Raw genomic sequence first — 25241 nt, 5'->3', positions numbered from 1 at the left:
CATAAAACCACACCAGAAAAGAAATCATTCTTTGAGGACGGAGAATCAATGAAAAAGCGCGTCGCTTTCGCCATGACGGCAGTGGGTCTCGCAGCCGCTACCGCAGCCCACGCCCAGAGCAGCGTCACCCTGTACGGTATCGTCGATAACGCTATCGCGTACCAGAACAACTCGTCGGCAACCGGCGCGACCACGGGTGGTCACTCGAAGGTTCAGATGGCCACCGGCATTTGGGCGGGCAGCCGCTTCGGCCTGAAGGGCAGCGAAGACCTCGGCGGCGGCACGAAGGCGATCTTCCAGTTGGAAGCCGGCTTCAACGCGAACAACGGTTCGTCGCAATGGACGAACGGCATCTTCACGCGTCAGGCATGGGTCGGCCTGAGCAACCAGACGTACGGTACGCTGACGGCAGGCCGCCAGTACACCGCGTACTACACGCTGCTGTCGCCGTACAGCCCGACGACCTGGCTGACCGGCTACTACGGCGCGCACCCGGGTGATATCGATTCGCTGGATACCAGCTACCGCGCGAACAACTCGCTCGTCTACATGTCGCCGAAGTTCTACGGCTTCACGGTCGGCGGTTCGTACTCGTTCGGCGGCGTCGCAGGCAGCGTGAACCGCGGCTCGACGTGGAGCGCGGCGATCCAGTACCTGAACGGCCCGGCAGGCATCGCGGTCGGCTTCCAGCGTATCAACAACGCGACGCTCGGCGGCGGTGTGTGGGGCGCGAACTCGACCGCGCAGAACGGTCTGGACACGAGCGGCAACGGTGCGGAACAGGCCGTGTCGTCGATCAACAACGGCTACCGCACGGCACAGGCGCAACAGCGTCTCGCGGTGACGGCAGGCTATCAGTTCACGCCGGCATGGGACGTTTCGGTTTCGTACTCGAACGTGCAATACATCCCGGGTACGCTGTCGGGCTTCCGGAACACTGCAATCTTCAACACGGCAGGCGCCGTGCTGCACTGGAAGGCAGCACCGCAGTGGGACTTCGCGGCAGGCTACTCGTACACGCGTGCGACCCAGTCGAACGGCATCTCGAGCGCGGCCAAGTACCATCAGGTCACGCTGTCGCAGTACTACAGCCTGTCGAAGCGCACGGGCCTGTACGCAGTTGAGGCTTACCAGCACGCGAGCGGCAACACGCTCACCCCGACGGGCGGCGTGATCCTCGCGACGACGTCGACGGGCGACGGCGTGGGCGCAGGTTCGAAGCAGAACCAGATCGCGGCCGGCGTCGGCCTGATCCACCGCTTCTAAATGTCGCGCGGCGCGCGAGCGCCGCTCACGGCATGCGGGTTGAAGAAACCGGCCTTCGGGCCGGTTTTTTTTTCGTCGTTACGCGCCGGGCGCATAGCGAATAGCGCGAGTACGGTTGTCGATCGGGCCGCGTCCGGCGATGCATCGTCGAGCCATCGTGCCGGTCAGCGGTGCGAATCATCCGTCCAGTTTCCGGCCAGCGCCTGGAACAGCGCCGCCGTATCCGCGAGCCGGTCGGCTTGCGCACGGGTGCGCTCGAGCGCGGTCTGCAATACCTGTCGCTGTGCGTCGAGCAGGTCGATCAGGCTGATTCCGCCCGCCGCGTAGCGGTCGCCGGCAATCGCGCGGCTGGCCGCCGCCTGTTGCGCGGCGTCGTCTCTCGCCTGCAATTCGGCCGCATCGTGTTCGACCGCGCGCATCGCGTCGGCCACCTGCTGAAGCGCCAGCAGCACGGTTTCCCGATAGCTCGCGAACGCGGCGTCGTATGCCGCTTCGGCCGCGCGTTTCCGCGCGCGCAATTCGCCGCCGTGGAAGAGCGGCTGCGTGAGGCCGAGCCCGACGTTCCACACATTGAGTCCGCTGACGATATCCGCGATGCGCGTGCGCTCCGACCCGATCCCCGCCGAAATCGAAAAACGCGGATACAGGTTCGCCGTGGCCACGCCGACGTTCGCGCTCGCCTGGTGCAGCACAGCCTCCGCCGCGCGGATGTCGGGCCGTTCGCGCGCGAGCGTCGACGGCAGCGCGACCGGCAGCGTGCGGGGCAGCGCGAGTGCGTCGAGCGCGAGGTCGGGCAATGCTTCGTCCGACGGCGGCGCGCCCAGCAGGATCGCGAGCCGGTGGCCGGCCTTCGCGTGGCGCGCGGCGAGCGGCGGCAGCGATGCCTGCGTTTGCGCGAGCAGCGCGCGCTGCGCATGCACGTCGGCGCGCGACACGCCCCCCGCCGCGAAGCGCGCTTCGACGATGCGCAACTGCCGCGCTTGCGCGTCGACGAGCTGCCGCGTGAGCGCGACCTGCTGCGCGAGCGACGCGCGCAGGATCGCGGTCGCGACGACGTTGCCCGCGAGCGTCAGGCGCGCGGCGTCGAGCGTATACGCCTGATAGTCGACCTGGGCCCGCAGCGCTTCGAGCGCGCGCCGGTTGCCGCCGAACACGTCGAGTGCGTACGACACGCTCACCGACGCGTCATACAGCGTGAACGGCCCGGGATTCGGCACGTTGGCGGGCAGCCCGAACGCGGCGATGTCGACCTTCTCGCGCGTGGCGGACAGGTTCGCGTCGACGCGCGGCAGCATCTTCGCGCCGGCTTCGGCCGCATGGTTCTGCCGCGCTTCGTCGAGCCGCGCGCGGGCCTCGGCGAGCGTCGGGCTGTTGCGCCATGCGGTGTCGACGAGGCGGTCGAGCGGTTCGGAGCCGAATTCCGTCCACCAGCGTTGCAGCGTGTGCGGGGATGACGCGAACGTCTGCGCGTCGCCGGCCGGGCCGCCGGCGGCCGCCGTGGTCGCGGGCGCCGCATCGCGCGTGTACTGCTGGGTGACCGGCGGCTCCGGCGTGCGGAAATCCGGCCCGACCGCACATCCGGCGAGCAGCGCAATCGCGGCCAGCGCGCCGCCGCCGGCAGCGCGGGCAGCGTGGGCAACATGAAATGTGCGACGCGAAGCCGGTTTCATCGAGCGGCCCTTAATCGAGCGTGCGCCGGTAGAAGCGCAGCGCGACGCTCATCACGACGAGGGTGAACAGCGCGACGGGCCACACGGACGGCCACAGGTCGGCCCAGGCGTTGCCTTTCAGCAGGATGCCGCGCACGAGGCGGTTGAAGTAGGTGAGCGGCAGCAGGTTGCCGATGAACTGCGCCCACTTCGGCATCCCGGCGAACGGGAACATGAAGCCCGACAGCAGGATGTTCGGCAGGAAGTAGAACACCGCGAGCTGCATCGCCTGCAACTGGTTCTGCGCGAGCGACGACAGCGTGATGCCGACCGTCAGGTTCGCGGCGATGAAGAGCAGCGCGGCGAGGTAGATCGCGAACACGCCGCCGACGAACGGCACCTCGAACACGAACCGCGCGGCGGCGAGAATGATCGACACCTGGATCAGCCCGATGAACACGTACGGAACGATCTTGCCCGTCATCACCTCGAGCGGCCGCACGGGTGTCGCGAGCAGATTTTCCATCGTGCCGCGCTCGCGTTCGCGGGTGATCGCGAGGCCGGTCATCATCACCATCGTCATCGTCAGGATCACGCCCATCAGGCCCGGCACGACGTTGTACTGCGTGATCCCCTCGGGGTTGTACAGGCGGTGCAGCACGACGTCGAACGCGGCCGGGCGGCCGTTCAGGCGCGCGAGCGGGCCCGTCAGGTCCTTGTCCGCGACGGGCTGCACGAGACCCGTCAGCGCGCCGATCGCCGACGCGGTCGCGACGGGATCGGTCGCGTCGGCCTCGACGAGCAGCGACGGATGCTCGCCGCGCAGCAGCCGCTTCGAGAAATCGGCCGGCACGCTGAGCACGAACTGCACGTCGCCGCGCGCGAGCGCCTGCCGGCCGGCCGCTTCGTCGGGCAGCGTCGCGACGATGTCGAAATACGCGGAGTTGCGCATCGCGGCGATGAAGCTGCGTGCGAAGGGGCTCGAATCGGCGACGATCACCGCGGTCGGCAGGTGCTTCGGATCGGTGTTGATCGCGAAGCCGAACAGCGCGAGCTGGATGATCGGCACGCCGACGATCATCGCGAACGTGACGCGATCGCGGCGCAGCTGCAGGAATTCCTTCAGCACGATGCTCCACCAGCGCGCGACCGAGAACGATTCGCGCAGGCCCGCCCACGCGTTCATGACGACGCTCCGCCGGGCGGCCCGGAGGCGCGGCCCATCATGTAGATGAAGACATCTTCGAGCCCGGTGTCGATCGGCGTGATCTGCAGCGAGGCGCGACCGTCCGTGCGCGCGCCGGCCTCGGCCGCCACCTTCGCGAGCGTCGCGTCGAGCCGCGCGCGATCGCGGCCGCTCACGTGCAGCGCGGAGCCGAACACGACGGTTTGATCGACGCCCGGCATCGTGCGCAGTTGCGCGGACAGTTCGGTCAGGTGCCCGCCCGTGATCGCGCGGGTCGACAGGTGCTGCGACGCGACGATCTCCGCCGACGTGCCCTGTGCGAGCAGTTCGCCGGCCGCGATATACGCGAGCTTGTGGCAGCGCTCGGCCTCGTCCATGTAGTGCGTGCTGACGAGCACCGAGATCCCTTGCGCGGCGAGCCGGTGCAGCTCTTCCCAGAAGTCGCGGCGCGCGGCCGGGTCGACGCCGGCGGTCGGTTCGTCGAGCAGCAGCAGCTCCGGCTCGTGCAGCATGCACGCGGCGAGCGCGAGGCGCTGCTTCCAGCCGCCGGACAGCGCGCCCGTGAGCTGATCCGCACGGCTCGCGAGACCGAGCCCGTCGAGCGCGCGCGCGACGGTTGCGTGGCGATCGGGCATCCCGTACACGCGCGCGACGAAATCGAGGTTCTCGCGGATCGACAGGTCTTCCCAGTATGAGAAGCGCTGCGTCATGTAGCCGACGCGCCGCTTGATCTGCGCGCTGTCGCGCACGATGTCGTAGCCGAGGCAGGTGCCGCTGCCCGAGTCGGGCGTGAGCAGGCCGCACATCATCCGGATCGACGTGGTCTTGCCGCTGCCGTTCGGCCCGAGAAAGCCGAAGATTTCGCCGCGCGCGACGCGCAGCGATACGTCCTTCACGACGTGCTTGTCGCCGAACCGCTTGTTCAGGCGGTGGACGTCGATCGCATACGGAGCGGCCGGCGCGTTCAACGCACCCTCACGGCGACGGGCTGGCCCGGATGCAGCTTCGGCGCGTCGGCGGGCGCCGGGCGCGCCTCGACCATGAACACGAGCTTGCTCCGGCTCTCGTTGCTGTAGATCACCGGCGGCGTGTACTCGGCCGCGCGCGACACGTAGGTGATGCGCGCGAGCACGTCGGCCGCGCAGCCGTCGCAGTGGATCGCGATCGTGCGTCCCGGGGCGAGCGACGCGATGGCCGCCTCCGGCACGAAGAAGCGCACCTTCAGGTTCTGCGGTGGCAGCATCTGCACGACCGGATTGCCGGCCTGCACCCATTCGCCGACGCGGTACAGCGTGTCGTACACGCGCCCGTCGGCGGGCGCGGCGATGCGCTTCTGGTCGAACTTCCATTGCGCTTCGGCCACGGCGGCCTGCGCGGCGTCGACCTGCGCGGCCTGGGCGGCGACCTGCTGCGCGCGGCCCGGCAAACGCGCGACATCGACCTGGTTCTGCAGTTCGCGCATCTGCGCGGCGGTGGTCTGCGCGGACGTGCGCGTATCGTCGAGCTGCTGCTTCGACAGGCCGCCGGCCGCGTACTGGCGTTCGTCGCGCGCGAGTTGCGCGGCGGCCCGCGCCGCTTGTGCGGTGGCCTGCGCGAGCTGGGCACGCGTGACCGCGACTTCCGGCGGGCGCTTGCCGGTCTGCAGGTCGGCAAGCTGCGCGCGTGTGGCCGCAAGCTGATGCTGCGCCTGTTGCAGCGCGGCCGTTTCGCTGACGGCTTCGAGCGCGAACACCGGCGTGCCGGCCGCGACGGCCTGGCCGCGTTCGACCGACAGCTGGGTCAGCGTGCCCGCTTGCGACGACGACAGGTACACGAATTCGCCTTCGACATAGCCCTGGTAGGTCGTGCCGGTGTTGGCCGGCCGTCCGCAACCGCCGAGCAGCGCGGCGACGGCCAGCGCGAGCGGCAGCGCGCGGGCCGTGCTCACGACGGCCTCCGCGGCGCGCGAGCGCGCGCATCCGGCGCGGTGACGGGCGGCTGCAGGCCGGAGCCGAGCAGCGCGCGGACGTGGCGATGCAGCACGTCGCGATCGATCGGCGGCAGGCCGCGCGCGCTTTGCCACAGCTTCGCGGTCGCGAGCGGCAGCATGACGAGCGCGATGATCGAATGGAACAGGAACGCGGGTTCGAGCGACGGGTTCAGCGTGCCGGCCTGCTGCGCGGCGCGGATGCGTTCGGCAAAACGCCCGACATGCTCGAGCGGAATGCGGCGGACCATCCGCTCGCGCAGCAGTCCGCCTTCGTGGACGATCTCGCGCAGCCAGATCGACGGCAGCCACGGCATGCGATGCGTAACGTCGAAGAACCGGTCGACGAGTTCGGCGACGAGCGCGAACGGATCGTTTTCGATCTGCGGCGCGGTCGGCCGCCACACGAACGCGATGACCTGCGCGAGCCGCTCCTCGACGATCGCGTCGAGCAGTTGCTCGCGATTCGTGAAGTAGTAGTGGACCATCGCCGACGTGACGCCTGCGGCCGCGGCGATCTGCGCGACCGTCGTCGCGGCGATGCCGTGCTCGGCGAACAGCTGGATCGCCACGTCGAGCATGTGATCGCGCAGGTCGAAGTCTTCCACCGACGGGCGGCGCCCGCGCGGCCTGGCGACGGCGGATTTCGCGTTCATGCAGACGACGCTAATTGATGAGTTAGTTAATTTCAAGGAAGGGTTTTCGCGCGCGTTGATCGAGATCAGGCATAGGCCGAATGGCGGGGCGCATGAGCGGGGAGGTGGCGCTGCGCGGGGCCGTGCGCGGGTGGCGGCGTGTAGGGAGCGGCTAATGAGGAAGCGGCGGGGAACGCAGTCGTGAAGCAGGCGCGCGCCCGCCACGGCACGCGCCTGAAAGGGCGTCACTGATCCCGGCACCTCGTCATTCAATTGGACCGCCGCCCGCCGCTGCCTTACGATCCACCACAATCCCCGACCGGAGTGCCCCCATGCTGTCCGAAGACGAACTGGCGCTGCTCGATGCGATCCGCGCCACCGGCAGCCTGTCGCGCGCGGCCGCGCGGCTCGGCAAGGCGCCGTCGACGGTGTCGCACACCGCGCGGCAGCTCGAAACGCGCTTCGACGCGCTGCTGTTCGACCGGCGCGGCTACCGGCTGCAGCTCACGCCGGCCGGCCAGTTGCTGACCGACGAGGCATCGCGCCTCGCACTGGACGTCGCACGGCTCACGCAGCGCGTGCGGCAGGTCGCGAGCGGCTGGGAGGACCGGCTGACGATCGTCAGCGACGAGGTGCTGGAGTTCGATACGCTGCTGCCGGTCGTTCGCGCGTTCGATGCGCTCGATTCGGGCGTGTCGCTGCGTTTCACGCACGAAGTGCTCGGCGGCACCTGGGAAGCGCTGCGCGACGGCCGCGCGGATCTGGTCGTCGGCGCGACCAACGAGCCGCCGGCGATTCCGGGCTTCAAATGGTTCGAGCTCGGCGCGATGGAATGGGTGTTCGCGGTATCGCCGCGCCATCCGCTGGCGGCGGCGAGCGAGCGACTCACCCGCGACGCGATCGGCGCGCATCGGGCGGTGGTCGTCGCGGATTCGTCGCGGCGGTCGGTCGGCCGTGTGTACGGGCTGCTCGGCGGCCAGGCGGTGCTCGCGGTGCCGTCGATGCGCGCGAAGATCCTCGCGCAGCGCGACGGGCTCGGCGTCGGCTGGGTGCCGCGCCGGCGCGTCGCGTCGCTGCTTGCGCGCGGCGAGCTCGTGGAGAAGGAAACGGCCGATCCGCGCGAACCGAACGTGCTGTATGTCGCATGGCGCAGCGACTGCGACGGCCGCGCGCTGCAATGGTGGCTCGAGCAACTGCGCGAACCGCGGCTCGCGCAGCGGCTGCTCGACGGAATCGACGTGTCGGGCTGAGCGCGCGAGGCGGCCACGCGACGTGAGGCGCCATCCACGAACACGTTCGAAAATTTCGAACATGTCTGCCGTGCCGATCGCACGGCACGGCCGCGGGCCGAGCGCATCCTGTGTTCACGGTCAACTCACCGGTTCACAGGAGAACATCATGCAACGCTTCGAAGGAAAGACGGTTCTGGTCACGGGCGGCAACAGCGGCATCGGCCTGGCGGCCGCACGGGCATTCGCGGCCGAAGGCGCGCGAGTCGTCATCACCGGCCGCGACGAGCAGACGCTCGCCGCCGCACGCGAAACGCTCGGCGACGGCGCGCTCGCGATCCGCAACGAGGCCGGCAGCGTCGCGTCGGCGCGGGCGCTGGCCGACGCGCTCACGGCGTCCGGCGTGCGGCTCGACGCGGTGTTCATCAATGCGGGCGTCGCGAAACTCGCGCCGTTCGCGGATAGCGACGAGGCGATGTGGGACCTCGTGTTCAACACCAACGTGAAGGGCGCGTATTTCCAGATCCAGTCGCTCGTCCCGCTGCTGAACCGCGGCGCGTCGATTGTGATCAACGGGTCGATCAACGCGCACATCGGGATGCCGGGTTCGTCCGTGTATGCGGCGAGCAAGGCGGCCGTCAATTCGTTCGCGAAGACGCTGTCGACGGAATTGCTGCCGCACGGCGTGCGGGTGAACGTGGTGAGTCCCGGGCCGGTGCAGACGCCGCTGTACGGTAAGCTCGGCCTCGATGCGGCAGCGCTCGACGAGACGGCCGACAAGATCAGGGGCCTCGTCCCGATCGGTCGGTTCGGCACGCCGGACGAAATCGCGTCGACGGTGCTGCACCTGAGCGCGCCCGAGTCCGCCTTCATCGTCGGCGCGGAAATCATCGCGTCGGGCGGGATGGGCTTGCTCTGAGCGTGAAACCGGCAGGGCTGCAGCGCCTCGTCGGGCGGCGCAGCCCCGCCGTCAATGCGTATCGCTAGCGCGCTGCGTGACCCGCATCGAGCTGCGTCACCGTCAGCCCCGAGAACGTCGCGCTGCCATGCTCGGCGAACACGGCGACGCGGTCCGCCTCGCGCGGCGGAAAGATCAGGTCCGTGAGCGCCACGCGACCGCCGTTCGCGAACACTTCGACCGAACCGCGATCGACGACGATTTCAAGCTGCAATCGCCCGTTCTCCAGCGGCAGATCGACGATGTGCTCGCGGCTGAAGTTTCCGGCGAAATCCGTCGCGCCCGAGCGGGAGCGGTCGAGCGTCAGCGTGCGCTTCGCGGTGTCGTACACGATCCGGGTGCCGATCGCGCCGTCCGCCGATCCGCGGACGATCACCCCGGCGCGGGCCGCGCGCCGCGGCTCGATCGTCACCGTGATGCGCTGAACGACGCCGCGCGTGGCGGCCGACAGCGCGCGCGTGGCGGATTCGACGCTCAGATCGCCTTCATGCACGGCGGGCCGCCCGTCGGCCCACGCATCGAACGCGGCGGCCGGCGTCACGAAGAGCGTGGGTTCGCCGCCGATCGTCTTCAGCGCGAACTCGCGCGGCAGCGTCATCGCGCCGCGCCAGGGTGCCGTGGGCGCTTTCGCCGCGTAGTCCCAGTTGCTCATCCACGCAATCGCGACGGGGCGTGCGCCCGGCGCACCCGAGAACGTGCCGGCCGCATAGAAATCGGCGCCGTGATCGACCCAGCGGAATTGCGCGGGGTCTGAGCCGGCCGGCGCGACGCGGTCGGGGACGAACGTGCGGCCGTCGAAATTGCCGACGAAATACATCGCACCGGAGCCGCCGGCGATCGACCACGGGTTGACGTTGACGATCATCACCCACTTGATGTGGCGCGGATCGTCGTCGACGGGCAGCGGCACGAGGTCGGGCATTTCCCACAGCGCGCCCGCATGCGGCACGTCCGGCAGCGTGAAGTCGCTCAGGAACGCCCAGTGGATCAGGTCGTCGGAACGGTAAAGCTTGACGACGTGTGCGTCGGCGACGACCGTCGTCATCACCCAGTAGCGCCCGGGCGCGTACCACGACACCTTCGGGTCGCGGAACTGCTTCGATTCCGGATCGAGCGTGAGCACCGGATTGCGCGCATAGGGCTGCCACGTCGCGCCGTGGTCGAGGCTGTACGCGAGCGACTGCGCCTGCGTGCCGGGCGCGTGACCGGAACCGGCCTTGTAGACGCTCGTATAGAGCGCGACGAGCGGCGTCTCGCCCGGTGCGCCGAGGCCGGACGTATTGTGCGTGTCGGCGACGATCGAGCCGGAGAAGATTTCCTCCGTGGCGTTCGCGCGCATCGCGACCGGCTGCTCGCGCCAGTGGACGAGGTCGGTGCTGGTCGCGTGGCCCCACGACATGTTGCCCCAGTCGTTGCCGAGCGGGTTGTACTGGTAGAACAGGTGATAGCGGCCGTTCTCGTAGACGAGGCCGTTCGGATCGTTCATCCAGTTGCGTTGCGGCGTGTAATGGATGGCGGGTCGCCATTGCGGCGTCGCGCTCGCGGGCGGCGCGGCGAAGGTTGCGTGCATGCTGCCCGCACAGGCGAGCAGGCAGGCGAACCGGAAGGAAAAGCGGGAAAACGTCGATTTCATGCGGGGGCCCGTGCTCCGCTGCGCGAAGCGGGAAGGAAGGGCGCATGCCGCGTACGGCGGCGACATGCGCGATCTGCGAAACAAAAAAAGGCGGGCGCACACGCGGCACGCGCGATGCGTACCCGCCGAACTGGCGGCCAGGCGGCCGCGGCCGTTACGGCCGGGTGCCGGAGCCGCCGTCGTTGTGGCCGGCGCCCGTCGCGGGCAGGTTCGACGGGATCTCGCCGTACCCGCCGAGGCCGCCGCGGCCGTAGCTGCGGTCGACTGCCGTCGACGTGCCGTTGATGTTGACCTTCACGGTCGGCGCGAGCGTGCCGCCGCGACGCGGACCGATCGCATCGATGAACGACTCGACGAGCCCGCCCGGCATCACGTAGTGCGAATACGACTGGAATTCGCGCGGGTTCTGGTTCGGGTCCTGCGAATACGGCGCACCGGCCGGCGCGGAGAAGTCGGTCGGGTTGCCGAGCACGAGCCCGCTGCCGCCGTTCAGCGGCAGGTAGTCGCTGCGGATGCCGTTGCCGACGAAGCCGTAGACGCCGTCAGGTCCGTCGACGCCGGCGGCCATCGTCGTGCGGTGGCTGATCGTGAACAGGTAGTACTTGCCGTCCTTCAGGTAGATTTGCGGACGCTCGGTCTGGTCGTCGACGCAGTTCGCGGACAGGATCGGCGGCAGGAACTTCCATTCGGTGAGCTGCGGGTTCGTCGCGACCGCCAGGCCGACATTGGCCTTTTGATACACTGCGCCGGAGTTCATCACCGCGTTCAGGTCTTCCTTGTACGGATCGTTCGGCGCGTAGCCGAGGTCGGCCTCGGTACAGGTCCGCGCGCCGCGCTGGCCGCCCGTATTGCCTTCGAACACCATGTAGGTCTTGCCCGGATGCGCGGGATCGGTGAACACGAACGGATCGCGGAACGAGAAGTAGGTGTTTTGCTGGCCCGTCTGGTAGTAGTTGCCGTCCGGCTGCAGCAGCGCCTTGTGATCGTCGAAGCCGGTGAACCACACGTGCTTGTCGTCGGCCTGGATATGGCCGTCCGCGCGCGTGATGATCGCCTGCGGCGGCGTGATGTCGGCGCCGCCGGGTGCCGAGCGGTTGAACGACGTCGCGGTGTAGTACAGGCTGACGTTGTCGCCGTGGGTGAGGCGCGCCGAGCCCGACCATTCGGCGTTGTTGGTCATCGGCGACGTGCCGAACACCTTGGCGCTCGCGCCGTCCGGGAACAGATGGCCGCCCCAGATCCAGCCGCCGTTCGCCGGCCGCTGCGATGCGGGAACGCCGGCCCGGCGATAGAAGAAGCCGATGCGCGCATGGACGTGACGATCATCGAACGTGTAGCCGGCGTGCGGGTCGGCGGTCAGCGAGAAGATCACTTCCCAGCCCTTGTAGCTGAGCTGGTTCGCGCGCAGGTCGGCCAGCGGCCAGGTGTCCCACACCCACACGTTGGAGTTGATCAGCGGGAAGTCCTGCGGAATGTCCGGCATCGACAGCGCTTGCGGCAGCGAATTCTTGTCGGCGCCGGCCGTATGCGACTGCGCGACGATCTGGCGGATGTCCGCACGGGTCCAGCGCATCGTGAAGTTGCCCTCGGGGTCGTAGGCCTGCTGCGTGTGCGGCGTCGGCGCGGGCGCCCCGGCGGTCTGGGCATGCGCGGCGGACGCGAAAGCGGCCAGTGCGGCGCCGGTGAACAGCAAACGTTTGGCCGCAGTCGCGCGGCAAAAAGGAAAATAAGTCATGTCGGCTTTGTTTCCGTTGACGGTGAAAGGGAACGGCTGAAGGTGGCATCGATGTCCAAACCGGTTCGGATGCTATTTCAAACCGGTTTGGACGTCAAAAGATAAATATTTGACGGTAATAACTACCAATCGGCAATAATTGCCGCGCAAGCGGGTTTTGCCGACTGGCATGCATAACGCGAGGAGCGACGTGAAGGTGAATCTGAAGGCGTTGTCGGACGCGCTCGGGCTGTCGCGCACGACGGTCAGTCGCGCGCTGAACGGCTATGACGACGTGAGCGAGGCGACCCGCGAGCGCGTGATGAAGGCCGCGCGGGAGCTTGGTTACGTCGCGGATCCGACCGCGCGCCGGCTGGCGACCGGGCGCTCCGACGCGATCGGTATCGTCTATCCGTTCGGTGCGGGCGATCTCGGCGATCCGCGCTTCGGCGAAGTCGTCGCGGGCATCACCGAGCGGCTGGCGGAGCGCAATCTCGACTTCATCATCGCGTCCGCGCGGCCGAACGCCGAGCTGGACACTTACCGACGGCTCGTGGACGGCAAACTCGTCGACGGGCTGATCGTCGCGCGCACGCTGGTCGACGATCCGCGGCTCGCGTATCTGCGGTCGAATGCGTTTCCGTACGTCGCGTATGGCCGCACGCAGGCCGTCGAGCCCTACGCGTGGTTCGATTTCGACAACGAAGCGGGCGCGCGGGATGCGGTGAGGCGCCTGATCGGTTTCGGCCATCGCCGCATCGCGATGATCAGTGCGCCGCTGTCGCTCAATTTCGCGATGCAGCGTCGCGCCGGCTATCTCGCGGCGCTGCGCGAGGCCGGCATCGAGCCCGATCCGGCCTTGCTCGTCGAGTGCGCGTTTACGCGCGACGGCGGGCAGCAGGGCGTGCAGACGTTGCTCGAGCGGGCCGAACCGCCGACGGCGCTGCTCGTCGACAACAATATCGCGGGCGGCGGCGCGTTCCGCGCGCTGGTCGACCGCGGCGTGCGCCTGGGGCGGGACATGTCGTTGATCGTCTATGACGGCGTGCCGCCGGATGTCGCGCATCCGTATCGGGTGACGGCGGTCTTGCAGCCGACCGGGCAGGCGTCAGGACGTGCGCTGGCGGACCTGATGCTGGGGTTGCTCGTGGACGGCGTGCGCGGCCAGCGGCTCGAGATGCCGGTGATCGAGGCAGGAGACACGGACGGGCCGCTGCGCGGCTAGTTGACGCGGCGACGACCGGGGCGCGATCGGCAACGGACGTTGCGCGGCGCGCTCCCGCCGCAAAAGCCATGTCAACGACAGGGCCGAACACGATGTTACTAGACGACCGGTCTAATCCGCGGCTATCATCCGCTCTCAATGAATGCGACGCCATACCTGCCGCACTCAGCCGGACGCGAAAATGCCATATCGCGCGGCGATGGGGGTCGTGCAGGAGATGCCGTCGTTTTTTTCGAGGCTCGTCTAGACGACTGGTCTAATAGCCTCAGGCAACATTTTCGGTACGTGGCCGGCACGTTGACGCGCGCCAGCTGACTAACCGGCAGGCGCGCCGTCGTCGCCGGCTCGGCGGCGTGTATCACGCTGGCCGCGGCCGTGACGCGGTGCCGTTTCCCCATTTCGAAGGAGTGTCCGATCATGAAGATTCTGGTTGTCCTGACCTCGCACGACACGCTCGGCGACACCGGCAAGAAAACGGGCTTCTGGCTCGAGGAACTGGCCGCGCCGTACTACGCGTTCAAGGATGCGGGCGTCGAGCTGACGCTCGCGTCGCCGAAGGGCGGCCAGCCGCCGCTCGACCCTAAAAGCAGCGATCCGACCGCGCAAACCGACGCGACGCGCCGCTTCGACGCGGATCCAGCGGCCAAGGCGGAACTCGCCGCCACCCGCAAGCTGGCCGACGTGTCGGTCGACGATTACGACGCGGTGTTCTATCCGGGCGGGCATGGCCCGCTATGGGATCTCGCCGAGGATCTGCATTCGATCGGCCTGATCGAGCGCGCGCTGGCGGCCGGCAAGCCGGTCGCGGCCGTGTGCCATGCGCCGGGCGTGCTGCGCCACGTGAAGGATCCGAAGACCGGCGAGTCGGTCGTGCGCGGCAAGCGCGTGACCGGCTTCACCAACAGCGAGGAAGCGGCCGTCGAGCTGACGGAAGTGGTGCCATTCCTCGTGGAGGACATGCTGACGACCAACGGCGCGCAGTTCGAGCGCAGCGCCGACTGGGCGCCGCATGTCGTCACCGACGGGCTGCTGATCACCGGGCAGAACCCCGCATCGTCGGAACCCGCTGCCGAGGCGCTGCTCGCGAAGCTCGGCCGCCAGTAAGCCGGCCGGCGCCGGCACGACCGGCGCCACGCCGCTTCCGTCGTCGGACGCGCCGCGCCCCGCGACGGACCCAAACGCACCGTCGTGCATACCGCACGGCGGGTCATCCAGTCGTTTCGTAGAACCAAGCAAAGGAGTGTCGATGTCTGCCCTGTTCGAACCGTTCAAACTCAAGGATGTCACGCTGCGCAACCGCATCGCGGTGCCGCCGATGTGCCAGTACGTCGCCGAAGACGGCGTCGTCAACGACTGGCATCACGTGCATCTGGCCAGCATCGCGCGCGGCGGCGCGGGCCTCGTGATCGCCGAGGCGACGGCCGTGTCGCCGGAAGGCCGCATCACGCCGGGCTGCGCCGGGCTGTGGACCGACGCGCAGGCCGAGGCGTTCGCGCCGTCGGTCGCGGCGATCAAGGCGGCCGGTGCGGTGCCGGGCATCCAGATCGCGCATGCGGGCCGCAAGGCGAGCGCGAACCGTCCGTGGGAAGGCGACGACCATATCGCCGAAGGCGATCCGCGCGGCTGGCAGACCATCGCACCGTCGGCCGTGCCGTTCGGCGCGCACCTGCCGAAGGTGCCGCGCGCGATGACGCACGACGACATCGCCCGCGTGCAGGCCGACTTCGTCGCATCGGCGAAGCGCGCCCGCGACCTCGGCTTCGAATGGCTCGAACTGCACTTCGCGCACGGCTATCTCGGCCAGAGCTTCTTCTCGGTGCATGCGAACCAGCGCGACGACGAGTACGGCGGTTCCGCCGAAAACCGCGGCCGCTTCATCGTCGACACGCTGAAGGCCGTCCGTCAGGTCTGGCCGGAGCACCTGCCGCTGACCGCGCGTCTCGGCGTGATCGAATACGACGGCCGCGACGAAGAGACGCTCGCCGAATCGATCGCGCTCACGCAGCGGATGAAGCAGGAAGGGCTCGACATGCTGAGCGTGTCGGTCGGCTTCTCGACGCCCGACGCGCAGATTCCGTGGGGCCCGGCGTTCCTCGCACCGATCGCCGAACGCGTGCGCCGCGAGGCCGGCCTGCCGGTGTCGTCCGCCTGGGGCATCGACACGCCGCAACTCGCCAATCGCGTCGTCGCCGAGCAGCAGCTCGACCTCGTGATGGTCGGCCGCGCGCATCTTGCCGATCCGCACTGGCCGTACTACGCGGCCAAGCAGCTCGGCGTCGAGCGTCCGTCGTGGACGCTGCCCGCGCCGTACGCGCACTGGCTCGAACGCTACCGCGTCGCCGACAAGGTGGCCTGAGCACGCATTGCAGCGTGCGGCGCCGCCGCGCTGGCGGCACGCATTTGACGATGCATGACATCGCGACCGCATGCCGTTGCGGTGCCGATGGATAGAATGGCGGTTCGTACAGGCTTCCGGCCTGCGCGAACCGCCATTTTTTTCATTTCGACAGAGGTGCCATGCGCGTACATGTGTCGCCGTCCCAGGATTCCGCCGCGCGGCCGCGCGCTCAGCAGATCGCCCGCGCCGTGCTGTATGCGGCGCTGCTGCTGCTCGCGCTGTGGGTAATCCGCGACTTCCTTCCCGCCATCGCGTGGGCGTGCGTGATCGCGATCGCGTTATGGCCGTTGCTGAAACGCCTCGAATCCGGACGCTGGTTTCGCAACCGGCCGACCCTGATCGCGACCGTGATCACCGTGGGCGTGTCGCTGCTGGTGATCCTGCCGGTCGCGCTCGCGCTCGGGCAGGCGATCGCGCAGGAGCACGACCTGCGCATGTGGCTGCAGTCGGTCCAGGACAACGGCATTCCGCTGCCCGATGTGATCGCCCGGCTGCCGTACGGGGCCGCGCAGGTCACCGAGTGGTGGCAGGCCAATCTCGGTCATCCGCTGCATGCGGGCGCCGCGATGCACGGCGCGAGCGGCGAGAAATTCATCGCGTTCGGGCGGCAGTTCGGCACCAAGCTTGCGCATGCGCTGTTCGAGTTCGGCTTCATGCTGGTCACGCTGTTTGTGATCCTGAGGGCCGGCCACAAGTTGTCGGGCGCGTTGCTGCATGGCGCGCGGCGCGCGTTCGGCCCCGGTGGCGGCGAACTGATCGAACGGATGGTCGCGGCGGTGTACGGGACGGTGACGGGGCTCGTCGTCGTCGGGCTCGGCGAGGGCGCGATTCTCGGCGTCGCCTATGCGCTGGCGGGCGTGCCGCACGCGGCGCTGCTCGGTCTGGTCACGGCCGTCGCCGCGATGCTGCCGTTCTGCGCGCCGATCGTGTTCTGCGGCGCGGCGCTCTGGCTGTTCGTGCAGGGTGCGACCGTGTGGGCCGTCGTGGTGCTGGTGGTCGGCTTCGTGGTCGTGTTCGTCGCCGAGCATTTCGTGCGGCCGGTGCTGATCGGCAGCTCGACCCGCTTGCCATTCCTGCTCGTGCTGTTCGGCATCCTCGGCGGCGCCGAGACGTTCGGGCTGATCGGGCTGTTCGTCGGCCCCGCGCTGATGACGGTGCTCACGATGCTGTGGGCCGAATGGGTCGCCTGACGATGACGGCCGTTGCGCCGATTCGGACCAGCGGCGCAGCGGCATCGACGCGCGTGCGAGGCGGCGCGGTGCCGCAACGGTTCGCAACGATCGGGTGCGGGCCGGACGGCGTCGAGCGGGGCGTCGGACACCGGTCTCTACATTTCTTTTCGATCCGGACCCAAAGGTCGAGTAGCATGGGGCTTTCGATCACGCCGGCATGGCGCAGCAGATTTCTCCCAGCATGCGATTGATTCCGATGTACCGTCCCGCCGCGACGCTGTCGCTGGCCGCCAGTTGCCTGATGCTGCACGGCTGCGCGTGGTTCGACTCGTGGCTGCCGTTCTCGTATTCGCGCACGCCGCTGGCGAGGGCTGCGTCGCGGCACGGCGCGACGCGCGCCGACGTCGTCCGCGCGGGCGGCAACCCCCGCAGCGTGTGGATGGTCCGCAACGGCAGCGGCGTCTGCTACAACTACTTCATCGAGCACGGCAACGATCACCGGCCTTACTTCGTCGTGTTCGACAAGGCCGGTGCCGTCACGCAATACGGCTTCGATACCTGCATGGACGCCGACCGCAAGGGCACGCTTCAGTCGGGAAAGACCGTTTCCCGATAGCGCGGCGGGGCGCTTGGCGTGCCCGCTGTGCACGTTCCCCGGGCTAGCGGGGCCATCAAGCAATCGTATCGACCACGCCACCATCGACGCGCAATGCCGCGCCCGTCGTCGCCGATGCCTGCGGCGAGCATACGTACACGACGAGGTTCGCGACTTCCTCCGTCGTCGCCGGCCGCTGAATGATCGAACTCGCGCGCTGGCTACGCACGAAATCCACCGCGACTTCGTCGATGCTGCGGCCCGTTTCGTCGGCCGTCGCTTTCAGCATCGCGCGCACGCCTTCCGACATCGTCGGCCCCGGCAACACCGAATTGACGGTCACGCTGGTACCGGCCGCGACCTTCGCGAGGCCGCGCGCGATCGCCAACTGAGCGGTCTTCGTGAACCCGTAGTGAATCATGTCGACGGGGATGTTCAGGCCCGATTCCGACGAAATGAACACGATGCGGCCCGCGTTGCGTTCGAGCATGCCCTTCAGGTAGTGCCGTGCGAGACGCACGCCGGACATCACGTTCATCTGGAAGTAGTGGGTCCATTCGTCGTCGTCGATGTCGAAGAAACCCTTCAGCCCGTAGATGCCCGCGTTGTTGACGAGGATGTCGGCCTCGGGCGTGTGCTGCGTGATGCGCGCGACGCCGGTGGCGTCGGACAGGTCGGCGGCGACGCCGTCGATGTCCGCGTCGGGCACCGCGGTGCGCAACAGCGCGATTGCGGCGTCGACCGACCCGTCGCTGCGTCCGTTGATGACGACACGTGCGCCCGCTTGCGCGAGCCCTTCTGCGATCGCCAGCCCGATGCCGGCGGTGGAAGCGGTGACGACCGCGGTCTTGCCTGTCAGATCGATGTGCATGAGCGTTCCGGTTGGAAGAGGTTGAAAGAGGGAACGGAACCCGCCGCGTCCGCCGCGGCGGTCGGAATTCAAAGCTTAGGCGATCCGGCCGCGATGCGTCGGCTCGCGGTTGCATCGTGCCGCGCAGTCTTGTACGGTTTGCGTTCGCCGTCCGATCCGGGAGCCCGTCGCGTGAGCCGTTCCGCCAACACTGTCGTCGTGCCGTCGCCGTTCTGGCGCGACGCCGCGCTGCCGTTCATCGAGGCGCGCACCGTCGACGACGGGCGCACGATCTGCTACGCGAAGCACACGCACGACACGTTTTCGCTCGGCGCGATCGTCGGCGGCACGAGCACCTATCTGAACGGGGCGACGAAGGAACACGTCGGGCGCGGCGTGCTCGTGATCATCGATCCCGAGCAGGTGCATGCGTGCAATCCGTACGGCCCCGACGCATGGGCGTACCGGATGGTCTACGTGGACGTGCCGTGGCTCGCGCGTCTGCAGCATTCGCTCGGGCGCGATCCGAACAGCGATTTCCACGGGTTTTCGCCGAAATTGACGGAACGGCGCGACCTGTTCGCGCAGTTCGGACGCTTTTACCGCACGCTCGTGGCGCCCGGCGTCGATCCGCTCGGCAAGGAAAGCGCGGCGGTCGAATTCTTCACCGGGCTGCACGGCGCGCTCGATCGCGAACTGCCCGACGATGCGCGGCGCGGGGCCGACAATGCGAAGCTCGCGCGGGCGGCCGACTACATCGCCGCGCATTGCCGTCAGGCCGTCACGCTCGATGCGATCTGCGCGGCCGCCGACCTGTCGCCGTCCTACCTGATCCGCGCGTTCAACGCCCGTTACGGCATGACGCCGCATGCGTTCCTGATCGATCGCCGCGTGCAGTATGGCCGCGCGGAGCTGCGCCGCGGCCGGCCGATCGCCGACGTCGCGCTCGATGCCGGCTTCGCGGACCAAGCGCACTTCCAGCGCGCGTTCCGGCGCATCGCGGCCGCCACGCCCGGACAATATCGAAGCGCCGCGAGTTGAGCGCGGGAGGGGCGGCCCGGTGTCGGTGATGGCCCGCAACATCGGCCATCCGTACCTCATCCGCCGCAAAAACACGTCGAAGCGCCCGCGCTAGATATCGAGCAGATAAAGCGCGCTGCCCGCGAGCAGCAGTGCCATCGCGCGGTTGAACAGCCGCATCCGCCGCGCATTCGCGAGTCGATGCCGCAGCGACGCGCCCGCATACGCCCAGCAAGCGATCGACGCAAAGCAGATCACCAGATACAGCGCCGCGAACTGCCAGACCTGCGCGCGGTCGCCGTCGGCCGCATACGCGCCCATCGCGGCCACGCACGCGAGCCATGCCTTCGGATTGAGCCACTGCATCGCCGCACCGGCCGCGGCCGACGGGCCGGCGACGTCCGGCGCGTCCGGGTCGGCCGGGTTGGCTGATAGCCGCCCGTCGTCGAGCGCAAGCCGCAGCGCAAGGTAAAGCAGGAACGCGATCCCCGCCCACTGGGTGGCGGTGGTCAGCATCGGCCAGCGCGCGAGCGCCGCGTGCAGCCCGAGGCCGATCAGCAGGAACAGCGCGACGAAGCCCAGCGTCGCGCCGGCCGCATAGCGCAGGCTTGCGCCGAGACCGTGGCGCGCGCCCGCGCTGAGCGCGACGATATTGACGGGACCGGGTGTGATCGACGACGCCAGCGCGAACGCGGCCATCGAAACCAGCATGCTCATCCGTTGCCTCCATGCGAATGTCAAAGTCGCATCAAGACTAACGAAGCCGCGTGGGTCCGTATTGAAGAAAACTGCCCTCGACGGCGCAGCCGCCGTCAGTGCAATGCGCGAGGGGCGGGCGCCGGCCGCAGCGGGTGCGGGTTGCCGGCATCGGGCGCGGGCAGCGGGTCGCCGCTGCATGGTTGCGTCGACACCGAGAAGCCGAACGTATTGATGCCGTCCGAACACGCGACGAACACGCTGCCGCCATGCATCTCCGCGACCGCCTTGACGATCGACAGCCCCAGCCCGTGGTTCTCCTTGCTGTTCGCGCGCGCTTCCTCGAGCCGGTAGAAGCGCTCGAACACGTGCGCGCGCTGCGCGGGATCGATCGGCTCGCCGGGGTTCGCGACGGACACGTCGACGAGGGTGTCGCGGCGCGTGATCGTCACGTTCAGCGTCGCGCCGGGCGCCGAATGCTGGATCGCGTTGATCAGCAGGTTCGTCATCGCGCGGCGAAACAGCGACGGGTCGACCGCCGCGCGCGCATCGCCGTGCAGTTCGGCGCGCAATTGCGCTTCGTCGAGCGGAATTTCCAGGAAGTCGAGCATGCGCCGCACTTCGTCGGCGAGCGACACGTGCTTCAGGTCGGTCGCGCGTTCGCCGCGATCGCTGCGCGACAGGAACAGCATGTCGTTGATGATCACGCGCAACCGTTCGAACTCTTCGAGATTCGATTGCAGCGTCTGGCGCATCCGGTCGACGGAACGGTCGCGACTCGTCAGCGCGACCTGGGTCTGGCCGATCAGGATGCTGATCGGCGTGCGCAGCTCGTGCGCGACGTCCGCGTTGAACGCCTCGAGCCGCGCATAGGTTTGCTGGATGCGCTCGAGCGCGCCGTTGAACGACGTGGCGAGATCGCGCAGCTCGGTCGGCAGCGCGTCGGTGTGCAGCCGCTGGCGGCGATTGGTGGCGCTGATGGCCGCGGCGTCCTGCGACAGCCGTTCGAGCGGTGCGAGCCCGAAGCGCGCGACCGCGCGGCTCAGCAGCAGCGTGAGCACGGTGGCCGTCGCGATCAGCGCGGCGAGCGTCCACGCGAACCGGCGCAGCATTCGCTGCGTGCGCTCGCACGACGTCGCGACGATCAGCTTCAGGTCGGGCCGCTCGCCGCTGCCCGCGATTGCGACGGTCTTCGTCATCACGTCGTAGCTGCTGTCGTTGAGCGCGTACTGCTGGAACGCACCGAACGGCTCGCCGACGGGCACGCCGTCGACCGGATGGCCGAAGCGAAAGTCGGCGTCGGGACTTTCGATCTGGTAGCGCGTCGATCCGTCGGGCGGTTCGAGATCGGCGAGCTTTTCCTGCATCAGGCGGCCGCGCGCGGCCGTGGTCGCGTGCGACACGATCATCTGCGCGACCTTCGCGCGCGTGTCGATCGTCGCGCGCAGTTCGGCGAACAGCTGGCGCTCCATCATCACGAACAGCCCGCAGCCGACCAGCGTGAACACGAGCAGCGACACGATGCCGAACATCGCCGACAGCCGCAGGGTGATCGAGCGTTTCATGCGTGCCGCTCCGCGTCGCCTTCCTCGCGCGCCTCGAGCACATAGCCCATGCCGCGGATCGTGTGCAGCAGTTTCTCCGCGAACGGGCCGTCGAGTTTCGCGCGCAGGCGCTTGATCGCCGTCTCGACGACGTTCGCGTTGCTGTCGAAATTCACGTCCCACACGAGCTCGGCGATCGTCGTTTTCGACAGCACCTCGCCGCTGCGCCGCGCGAGCACGCCGAGCAGCTGGAATTCCTGCGCGGTGAGGTCGAGGCGCGTGCCGTCGCGGGTCGCGCGGCGGCCGATCAGGTCGACGCGCAGGTCGCCGATCGAGATCAGTGTCGATTCCTGCACGCGCGCGCGGCGCGTGAGCGCGCGCAGCCGCTCGATCAGCTCGAGGAACGAGAAGGGCTTGGTCAGGTAGTCGTCGGCGCCGCCGCGCAGCCCGCGCACGCGGTCGTCGACGCGGTCGCGCGCGGTCAGCATGATCACGGGCGTCTGCTTCTGCGCGCGCAACGCGCGCAGTACGCCGAAGCCGTCGAGTTTCGGCAGCATCACGTCGAGCACGACCACGTCGTAGTCGAATTCGATGGCCTTCCACGCGCCGTCCTCGCCGTCGAGCGCGGTGTCGACGACCCAGCCTTCCTCGGTCAGGCCGCTCTTCAGGTATTCGACGACTTTCGGTTCGTCTTCGACGATCAGCACTTTCATGGATTCGTTCGCCTATCGGAGGGTTAGGGGCCGACGCGCGCGGCGGGCGGCGGGCTGGCTGTCGCGACATCGGTCGGCGTCGCGCCGCCGTCCCAGCCGCCGCCGAGCGCCTTCGCGAGAAACACGACGAGCGCCGCGCGCTGGCCCTGGATCTGCACGGCCTGGCGCTCGCTCGTCAGTAGCTGCTGCTGGGCCGTCAGCACGTCGATGAACGGCGTCAGGCCGCCCGTATAGCGGTCCTGCGCGAGCGACACGAGCTTGCGCGCGTCGTCGACGGCCGCCGACGCCTGCTGCGCGGCCTGCGCCAGCACCGACAGGCCCGTCACCGCATTCTGCACCTCCTGGAACGCGGTGAGCACGGTCTGCCGGTAACTGGCCTGCGCGGCCACGTAGCCGGCCTGCGCGAAATCGACGCCGGCCTTCAGCTTGCCGCCTTCGAACAGCGGCTGGCTGACCGACGCGCCGAGCGACCACAGCAGCGCCGGCACGGTAAACAGGCCGGAGAAGCGCGTCGCGTCCCAGCCGATGTCCGGCGACAGCGCGATGCGCGGGAAGTATGCGGCGCGCGCGACGCCGATCTGCGCGTTCGCGGCGGCCATCGCGCGCTCGGCCGACGCGACGTCGGGCCGCCGCTGCAGCAGGTCGCTCGGCATCCCGGTCGGCAGCGCGGGCGCGTTGATCGGCACCACGCGCGGCGGCAGCGAGAACGCCGGGGCCGGCGTGCCGACCAGCGTCGCGATCGCCGTCTCGACCTGCGCGCGCTGCTGGATCAGCAACTGCGCCTGCGTGCGCGTCGCATCGAGCTGCGAGCGTTGCTGGAACAGGTCGAGGCCGGACACCGCGCCGAGCTCGTGGCGCGCGCTCACGTAGTCGAGCGCCTTCTGCTGCAGGTCGATCGAGCGCTTGACGACGTCGATCTCGGTGTCGAGCTCGCGCAGCGCGAAGTAGCTCGACGCGAGATCGGCGCTCAGCACGAGGCGCGCGTTCGCGAAATCGTCGCGTGCCTGCTCGGAGCCGGCCTGCGCGGATTCGACGCTGCGCCGCACGCGGCCGAACAGGTCGAGTTCGTAGCTGACGCTCGCGCCGACCTGGATCTCGTTCTGCACGGTCGACATGCTTTTCGTCGCGTAATTGGTCTGCGGCCGGTCGGCGGAGATCTTGAAGCGCTGGCCGCTCGCGTTCAGCACGACGGCCGGATACTGCGCGGACGCGACCGACGCGAGCGTGGCCTTCGCCTGGTCGTAGCGCGCGGCGACGACCTTCAGGCTCTGGTTGTTGCGCAGCGCGTCGGCTTCCAGTGCGTCGAGCTGCGCGTCGCCGAACGCGGTCCACCACGCCGGATCGAGCGGCGCACGGGCCGGCGCGGCCGGGTGCCAGTACGCGTCGGCCGGGTCGAGCCGCCATGCGGCCGGCGTGTCGACGGCGGGGCGCCGGTAGTCGGGGCCGACCGTGCAACCGGCGAGCGCCGAGAGCGCGACGACGCTCACGGCGGCCGTCGCGCGCAGGCGGGCGCGCATCGCGCTCACGACTTCGCTCCCGCGGCCGCGGAGGCCGGCTTCGCGGCGGGCGGCGCCTGCACGACGACCGGGTCGCCGTTCGCGAGCGCGTCGCTCGGGTTCGCGACGAGGCGGTCGTTCGGCGTGAGCGGGCCGTCGACTTCGAGCGTCTGCCCGATCGTGCGCACGACCGTCACCGCCTTCAGGCGCACCTGGCCGTTCGCGTCGACGGTCGCGACCGTCGGCCCCTCGGCACGGAACAGCAGCGTATTGGCCGGTATTTGCAGACGGCCGACCGGCGTCATCGGCAGCGTCGCCTGCACGTACGCGCCGGGCAGCAGCCGTCCGTCCGGGTTCGGCAGCGTGATCTCGATCTGCAGCGAACGGGTCGCGACATCGATCGCCTGGGACGTGCGCGTGACCGTGCCGTCGAAGGTCTTGCCGGGCAGTTCGGCCTGCGCGACGCCCACGTGCTGGCCGACCTTCACCTGCTGCGCGTAGGCCTGCGGCACCTGCACGTACAGGCGCAGCCGGTCGGCCTGCACGACCGTGAACAGCGAGCGGCCCGCGTTGCCGGAATTGACGAGGTCGCCGACGTCGACGTTGCGCTGCGTGACGACACCGTCGATCGGCGCGACGATGCGCTGGAAGCCCTTCAGTTCGGTGAGCCGCCGCATGTTCGCATCGGCCGCCGCGAGGTTCGCGGTGCCTTGGTTGAACGCGCCCTGGCGGTCGTCGAGTTCCTGCTGCGACACCGCATCGCGCTGGCGCAACTGCTGCGCGCGATCGAACGACGTCTTCGCGAGCGCGAGCGCGGCCTGCGCCTGCTGGCGCTGCGCAGTGGCCTGCGCGAGCTCCTGGTTCAGCTCGGGCGTGTCGAGCTCGGCGAGCAGCTGGCCCTGCTTCACGTGCGCGCCGATGTCGGCCTGCCAGCGCAGCACGTAGCCGCTCGCACGCGCATAGATCGGCGCCTCGACGAAGCCGCGCAGCGTGCCGGGCAGCGTCAGCTTGCCGCCGCTGGCCGCATCGACCGGATGCACGATGCTCACGTACTGGCGCGTGTTCTGCTCGGCCACCGCGTCGAGCCGGCCGCGGTTCAACACGTTGACGACGATCGTGCGCGCGGCGCCGGCGGCCAGCAGCACGCCGATCACGATCAGCACGACCCGCGCGCGCCGCGACACCGACGTGCGCGTCGGCAGGTGCATGCCGTGTTCGTCCACCTGGATGCCGACCGAGCTGTGATGTTTCTCTTCCATGAATTCAACCAATCCAACCGGGTAGAGGGTGGGCGAA

The 25241-nt window shown here is 69.0% G+C and carries 22 protein-coding genes; 9 read left to right on the top strand and 13 right to left on the bottom strand.

Annotation, left to right across the window (positions count from 1 at the left end):
• The first annotated feature begins 48 nt into the window (after positions 1-48).
• Positions 49-1266 (top strand): porin, encoded by a 1218-nt coding sequence (locus ABIC50_RS25100; protein WP_105832780.1) that lies wholly within the window; start codon positions 49-51, stop codon positions 1264-1266.
• Positions 1267-1430: 164 nt separating this feature from the next.
• Here the strand turns inward: ABIC50_RS25100 and ABIC50_RS25095 are convergent, their stop codons facing one another.
• From ABIC50_RS25095 to ABIC50_RS25075, 5 genes are read right to left on the bottom strand one after another with little or no spacing between them, the layout of a single operon-like run.
• Positions 1431-2936, bottom strand: a complete 1506-nt coding sequence (locus ABIC50_RS25095) for an efflux transporter outer membrane subunit (protein ID WP_354167556.1) — start codon at positions 2934-2936, stop codon at positions 1431-1433.
• Positions 2937-2946: 10 nt separating this feature from the next.
• The gene (locus tag ABIC50_RS25090) at positions 2947-4101 is read right to left on the bottom strand and encodes an ABC transporter permease (RefSeq protein WP_175662846.1); all 1155 of its coding nucleotides are present in this window, start codon (positions 4099-4101) and stop codon (positions 2947-2949) included.
• Complete coding sequence (locus ABIC50_RS25085; protein WP_354167553.1) at positions 4098-5069, bottom strand: ABC transporter ATP-binding protein; 972 nt, start codon at positions 5067-5069, stop codon at positions 4098-4100. Before ABIC50_RS25085 ends, ABIC50_RS25090 begins: the two co-directional genes overlap by 4 nt.
• On the bottom strand, positions 5066-6028 hold the full coding sequence (locus ABIC50_RS25080) for an HlyD family secretion protein (protein WP_354167550.1): 963 nt from the start codon (positions 6026-6028) through the stop codon (positions 5066-5068). Before ABIC50_RS25080 ends, ABIC50_RS25085 begins: the two co-directional genes overlap by 4 nt.
• Positions 6025-6723: a TetR/AcrR family transcriptional regulator gene (locus ABIC50_RS25075; protein WP_354167813.1), complete on the bottom strand. Its 699-nt coding sequence runs from the start codon at positions 6721-6723 to the stop codon at positions 6025-6027. Before ABIC50_RS25075 ends, ABIC50_RS25080 begins: the two co-directional genes overlap by 4 nt.
• A gap of 311 nt (positions 6724-7034) precedes the next feature.
• Between ABIC50_RS25075 and ABIC50_RS25070 the strand changes: the two genes are divergently transcribed.
• Positions 7035-7952 (top strand): LysR family transcriptional regulator, encoded by a 918-nt coding sequence (locus ABIC50_RS25070; protein WP_354167547.1) that lies wholly within the window; start codon positions 7035-7037, stop codon positions 7950-7952.
• Positions 7953-8100: 148 nt separating this feature from the next.
• The gene (locus ABIC50_RS25065; protein ID WP_041491642.1) at positions 8101-8850 is read left to right on the top strand and encodes an SDR family oxidoreductase; all 750 of its coding nucleotides are present in this window, start codon (positions 8101-8103) and stop codon (positions 8848-8850) included.
• Between the two features lie 64 nt (positions 8851-8914).
• Here ABIC50_RS25065 and ABIC50_RS25060 read toward each other — a convergent pair whose 3' ends face one another.
• Positions 8915-10522, bottom strand: a complete 1608-nt coding sequence (locus ABIC50_RS25060; RefSeq protein WP_354167544.1) for a glycoside hydrolase family 32 protein — start codon at positions 10520-10522, stop codon at positions 8915-8917.
• Positions 10523-10676: 154 nt separating this feature from the next.
• The gene (locus ABIC50_RS25055; protein ID WP_126225331.1) at positions 10677-12257 is read right to left on the bottom strand and encodes a glycoside hydrolase family 68 protein; all 1581 of its coding nucleotides are present in this window, start codon (positions 12255-12257) and stop codon (positions 10677-10679) included.
• A 169-nt stretch (positions 12258-12426) separates the two neighbouring features.
• On the opposite strand from ABIC50_RS25055, the gene ABIC50_RS25050 reads away from it, so the two are divergent.
• The 5 genes from ABIC50_RS25050 to ABIC50_RS25030 all read left to right on the top strand — a co-directional run bounded on the left by ABIC50_RS25050 (position 12427) and on the right by ABIC50_RS25030 (position 17647).
• Positions 12427-13461: a substrate-binding domain-containing protein gene (locus ABIC50_RS25050; protein ID WP_354167541.1), complete on the top strand. Its 1035-nt coding sequence runs from the start codon at positions 12427-12429 to the stop codon at positions 13459-13461.
• A gap of 417 nt (positions 13462-13878) precedes the next feature.
• Positions 13879-14565 (top strand): type 1 glutamine amidotransferase domain-containing protein, encoded by a 687-nt coding sequence (locus tag ABIC50_RS25045; RefSeq protein WP_229082206.1) that lies wholly within the window; start codon positions 13879-13881, stop codon positions 14563-14565.
• A 142-nt stretch (positions 14566-14707) separates the two neighbouring features.
• Positions 14708-15817, top strand: a complete 1110-nt coding sequence (locus ABIC50_RS25040; RefSeq protein WP_006754894.1) for an NADH:flavin oxidoreductase/NADH oxidase — start codon at positions 14708-14710, stop codon at positions 15815-15817.
• A gap of 161 nt (positions 15818-15978) precedes the next feature.
• Positions 15979-17049: an AI-2E family transporter gene (locus ABIC50_RS25035; RefSeq protein WP_175654851.1), complete on the top strand. Its 1071-nt coding sequence runs from the start codon at positions 15979-15981 to the stop codon at positions 17047-17049.
• 223 nt (positions 17050-17272) lie between these two features.
• Complete coding sequence (locus ABIC50_RS25030) at positions 17273-17647, top strand: hypothetical protein (RefSeq protein WP_105832795.1); 375 nt, start codon at positions 17273-17275, stop codon at positions 17645-17647.
• 55 nt (positions 17648-17702) lie between these two features.
• Here ABIC50_RS25030 and ABIC50_RS25025 read toward each other — a convergent pair whose 3' ends face one another.
• On the bottom strand, positions 17703-18497 hold the full coding sequence (locus ABIC50_RS25025) for an SDR family NAD(P)-dependent oxidoreductase (RefSeq protein ID WP_354167538.1): 795 nt from the start codon (positions 18495-18497) through the stop codon (positions 17703-17705).
• A gap of 171 nt (positions 18498-18668) precedes the next feature.
• On the opposite strand from ABIC50_RS25025, the gene ABIC50_RS25020 reads away from it, so the two are divergent.
• On the top strand, positions 18669-19517 hold the full coding sequence (locus ABIC50_RS25020) for an AraC family transcriptional regulator (protein ID WP_011658721.1): 849 nt from the start codon (positions 18669-18671) through the stop codon (positions 19515-19517).
• A gap of 90 nt (positions 19518-19607) precedes the next feature.
• Here the strand turns inward: ABIC50_RS25020 and ABIC50_RS25015 are convergent, their stop codons facing one another.
• The 5 genes from ABIC50_RS25015 to ABIC50_RS24995 form a co-directional block, all read right to left on the bottom strand.
• Positions 19608-20213, bottom strand: a complete 606-nt coding sequence (locus ABIC50_RS25015) for a LysE family translocator (RefSeq protein WP_354167535.1) — start codon at positions 20211-20213, stop codon at positions 19608-19610.
• Between the two features lie 95 nt (positions 20214-20308).
• Positions 20309-21757 (bottom strand): heavy metal sensor histidine kinase, encoded by a 1449-nt coding sequence (locus ABIC50_RS25010; protein ID WP_354167532.1) that lies wholly within the window; start codon positions 21755-21757, stop codon positions 20309-20311.
• Entirely contained in the window at positions 21754-22449 is a 696-nt protein-coding gene (locus ABIC50_RS25005; RefSeq protein WP_006755759.1) for a heavy metal response regulator transcription factor, read from the bottom strand. Before ABIC50_RS25005 ends, ABIC50_RS25010 begins: the two co-directional genes overlap by 4 nt.
• A gap of 23 nt (positions 22450-22472) precedes the next feature.
• A complete protein-coding gene (locus ABIC50_RS25000) occupies positions 22473-23966 on the bottom strand; it encodes an efflux transporter outer membrane subunit (protein WP_354167811.1) in 1494 nt (497 codons plus the stop codon).
• 5 nt (positions 23967-23971) lie between these two features.
• Entirely contained in the window at positions 23972-25204 is a 1233-nt protein-coding gene (locus tag ABIC50_RS24995; RefSeq protein WP_354167530.1) for an efflux RND transporter periplasmic adaptor subunit, read from the bottom strand.
• Between the last annotated feature and the right edge of the window lie 37 nt (positions 25205-25241).

The sequence above is a fragment of the Burkholderia sp. 567 genome, assembly GCF_040545115.1.
GTDB lineage: Bacteria > Pseudomonadota > Gammaproteobacteria > Burkholderiales > Burkholderiaceae > Burkholderia > Burkholderia ambifaria.
This window is presented reverse-complemented; position numbering and strand designations above follow the sequence as displayed.

Coding starts and splice junctions, on each gene's coding strand:
- ABIC50_RS25025 (WP_354167538.1), bottom strand. CDS start 18,497: ATGCACATCGATCTGACAGGCAAGACCGCGGTCGTCACCGCTTCCACC.
- ABIC50_RS25095 (WP_354167556.1), bottom strand. CDS start 2,936: ATGAAACCGGCTTCGCGTCGCACATTTCATGTTGCCCACGCTGCCCGC.
- ABIC50_RS25030 (WP_105832795.1), top strand. CDS start 17,273: ATGCGATTGATTCCGATGTACCGTCCCGCCGCGACGCTGTCGCTGGCC.
- ABIC50_RS25100 (WP_105832780.1), top strand. CDS start 49: ATGAAAAAGCGCGTCGCTTTCGCCATGACGGCAGTGGGTCTCGCAGCC.
- ABIC50_RS25090 (WP_175662846.1), bottom strand. CDS start 4,101: ATGAACGCGTGGGCGGGCCTGCGCGAATCGTTCTCGGTCGCGCGCTGG.
- ABIC50_RS25010 (WP_354167532.1), bottom strand. CDS start 21,757: ATGAAACGCTCGATCACCCTGCGGCTGTCGGCGATGTTCGGCATCGTG.
- ABIC50_RS25070 (WP_354167547.1), top strand. CDS start 7,035: ATGCTGTCCGAAGACGAACTGGCGCTGCTCGATGCGATCCGCGCCACC.
- ABIC50_RS25005 (WP_006755759.1), bottom strand. CDS start 22,449: ATGAAAGTGCTGATCGTCGAAGACGAACCGAAAGTCGTCGAATACCTG.
- ABIC50_RS25075 (WP_354167813.1), bottom strand. CDS start 6,723: ATGAACGCGAAATCCGCCGTCGCCAGGCCGCGCGGGCGCCGCCCGTCG.
- ABIC50_RS25060 (WP_354167544.1), bottom strand. CDS start 10,522: ATGAAATCGACGTTTTCCCGCTTTTCCTTCCGGTTCGCCTGCCTGCTC.
- ABIC50_RS24995 (WP_354167530.1), bottom strand. CDS start 25,204: ATGGAAGAGAAACATCACAGCTCGGTCGGCATCCAGGTGGACGAACAC.
- ABIC50_RS25050 (WP_354167541.1), top strand. CDS start 12,427: ATGCATAACGCGAGGAGCGACGTGAAGGTGAATCTGAAGGCGTTGTCG.
- ABIC50_RS25045 (WP_229082206.1), top strand. CDS start 13,879: ATGAAGATTCTGGTTGTCCTGACCTCGCACGACACGCTCGGCGACACC.
- ABIC50_RS25015 (WP_354167535.1), bottom strand. CDS start 20,213: ATGAGCATGCTGGTTTCGATGGCCGCGTTCGCGCTGGCGTCGTCGATC.
- ABIC50_RS25000 (WP_354167811.1), bottom strand. CDS start 23,966: ATGCGCGCCCGCCTGCGCGCGACGGCCGCCGTGAGCGTCGTCGCGCTC.
- ABIC50_RS25055 (WP_126225331.1), bottom strand. CDS start 12,257: ATGACTTATTTTCCTTTTTGCCGCGCGACTGCGGCCAAACGTTTGCTG.
- ABIC50_RS25040 (WP_006754894.1), top strand. CDS start 14,708: ATGTCTGCCCTGTTCGAACCGTTCAAACTCAAGGATGTCACGCTGCGC.
- ABIC50_RS25035 (WP_175654851.1), top strand. CDS start 15,979: ATGCGCGTACATGTGTCGCCGTCCCAGGATTCCGCCGCGCGGCCGCGC.
- ABIC50_RS25065 (WP_041491642.1), top strand. CDS start 8,101: ATGCAACGCTTCGAAGGAAAGACGGTTCTGGTCACGGGCGGCAACAGC.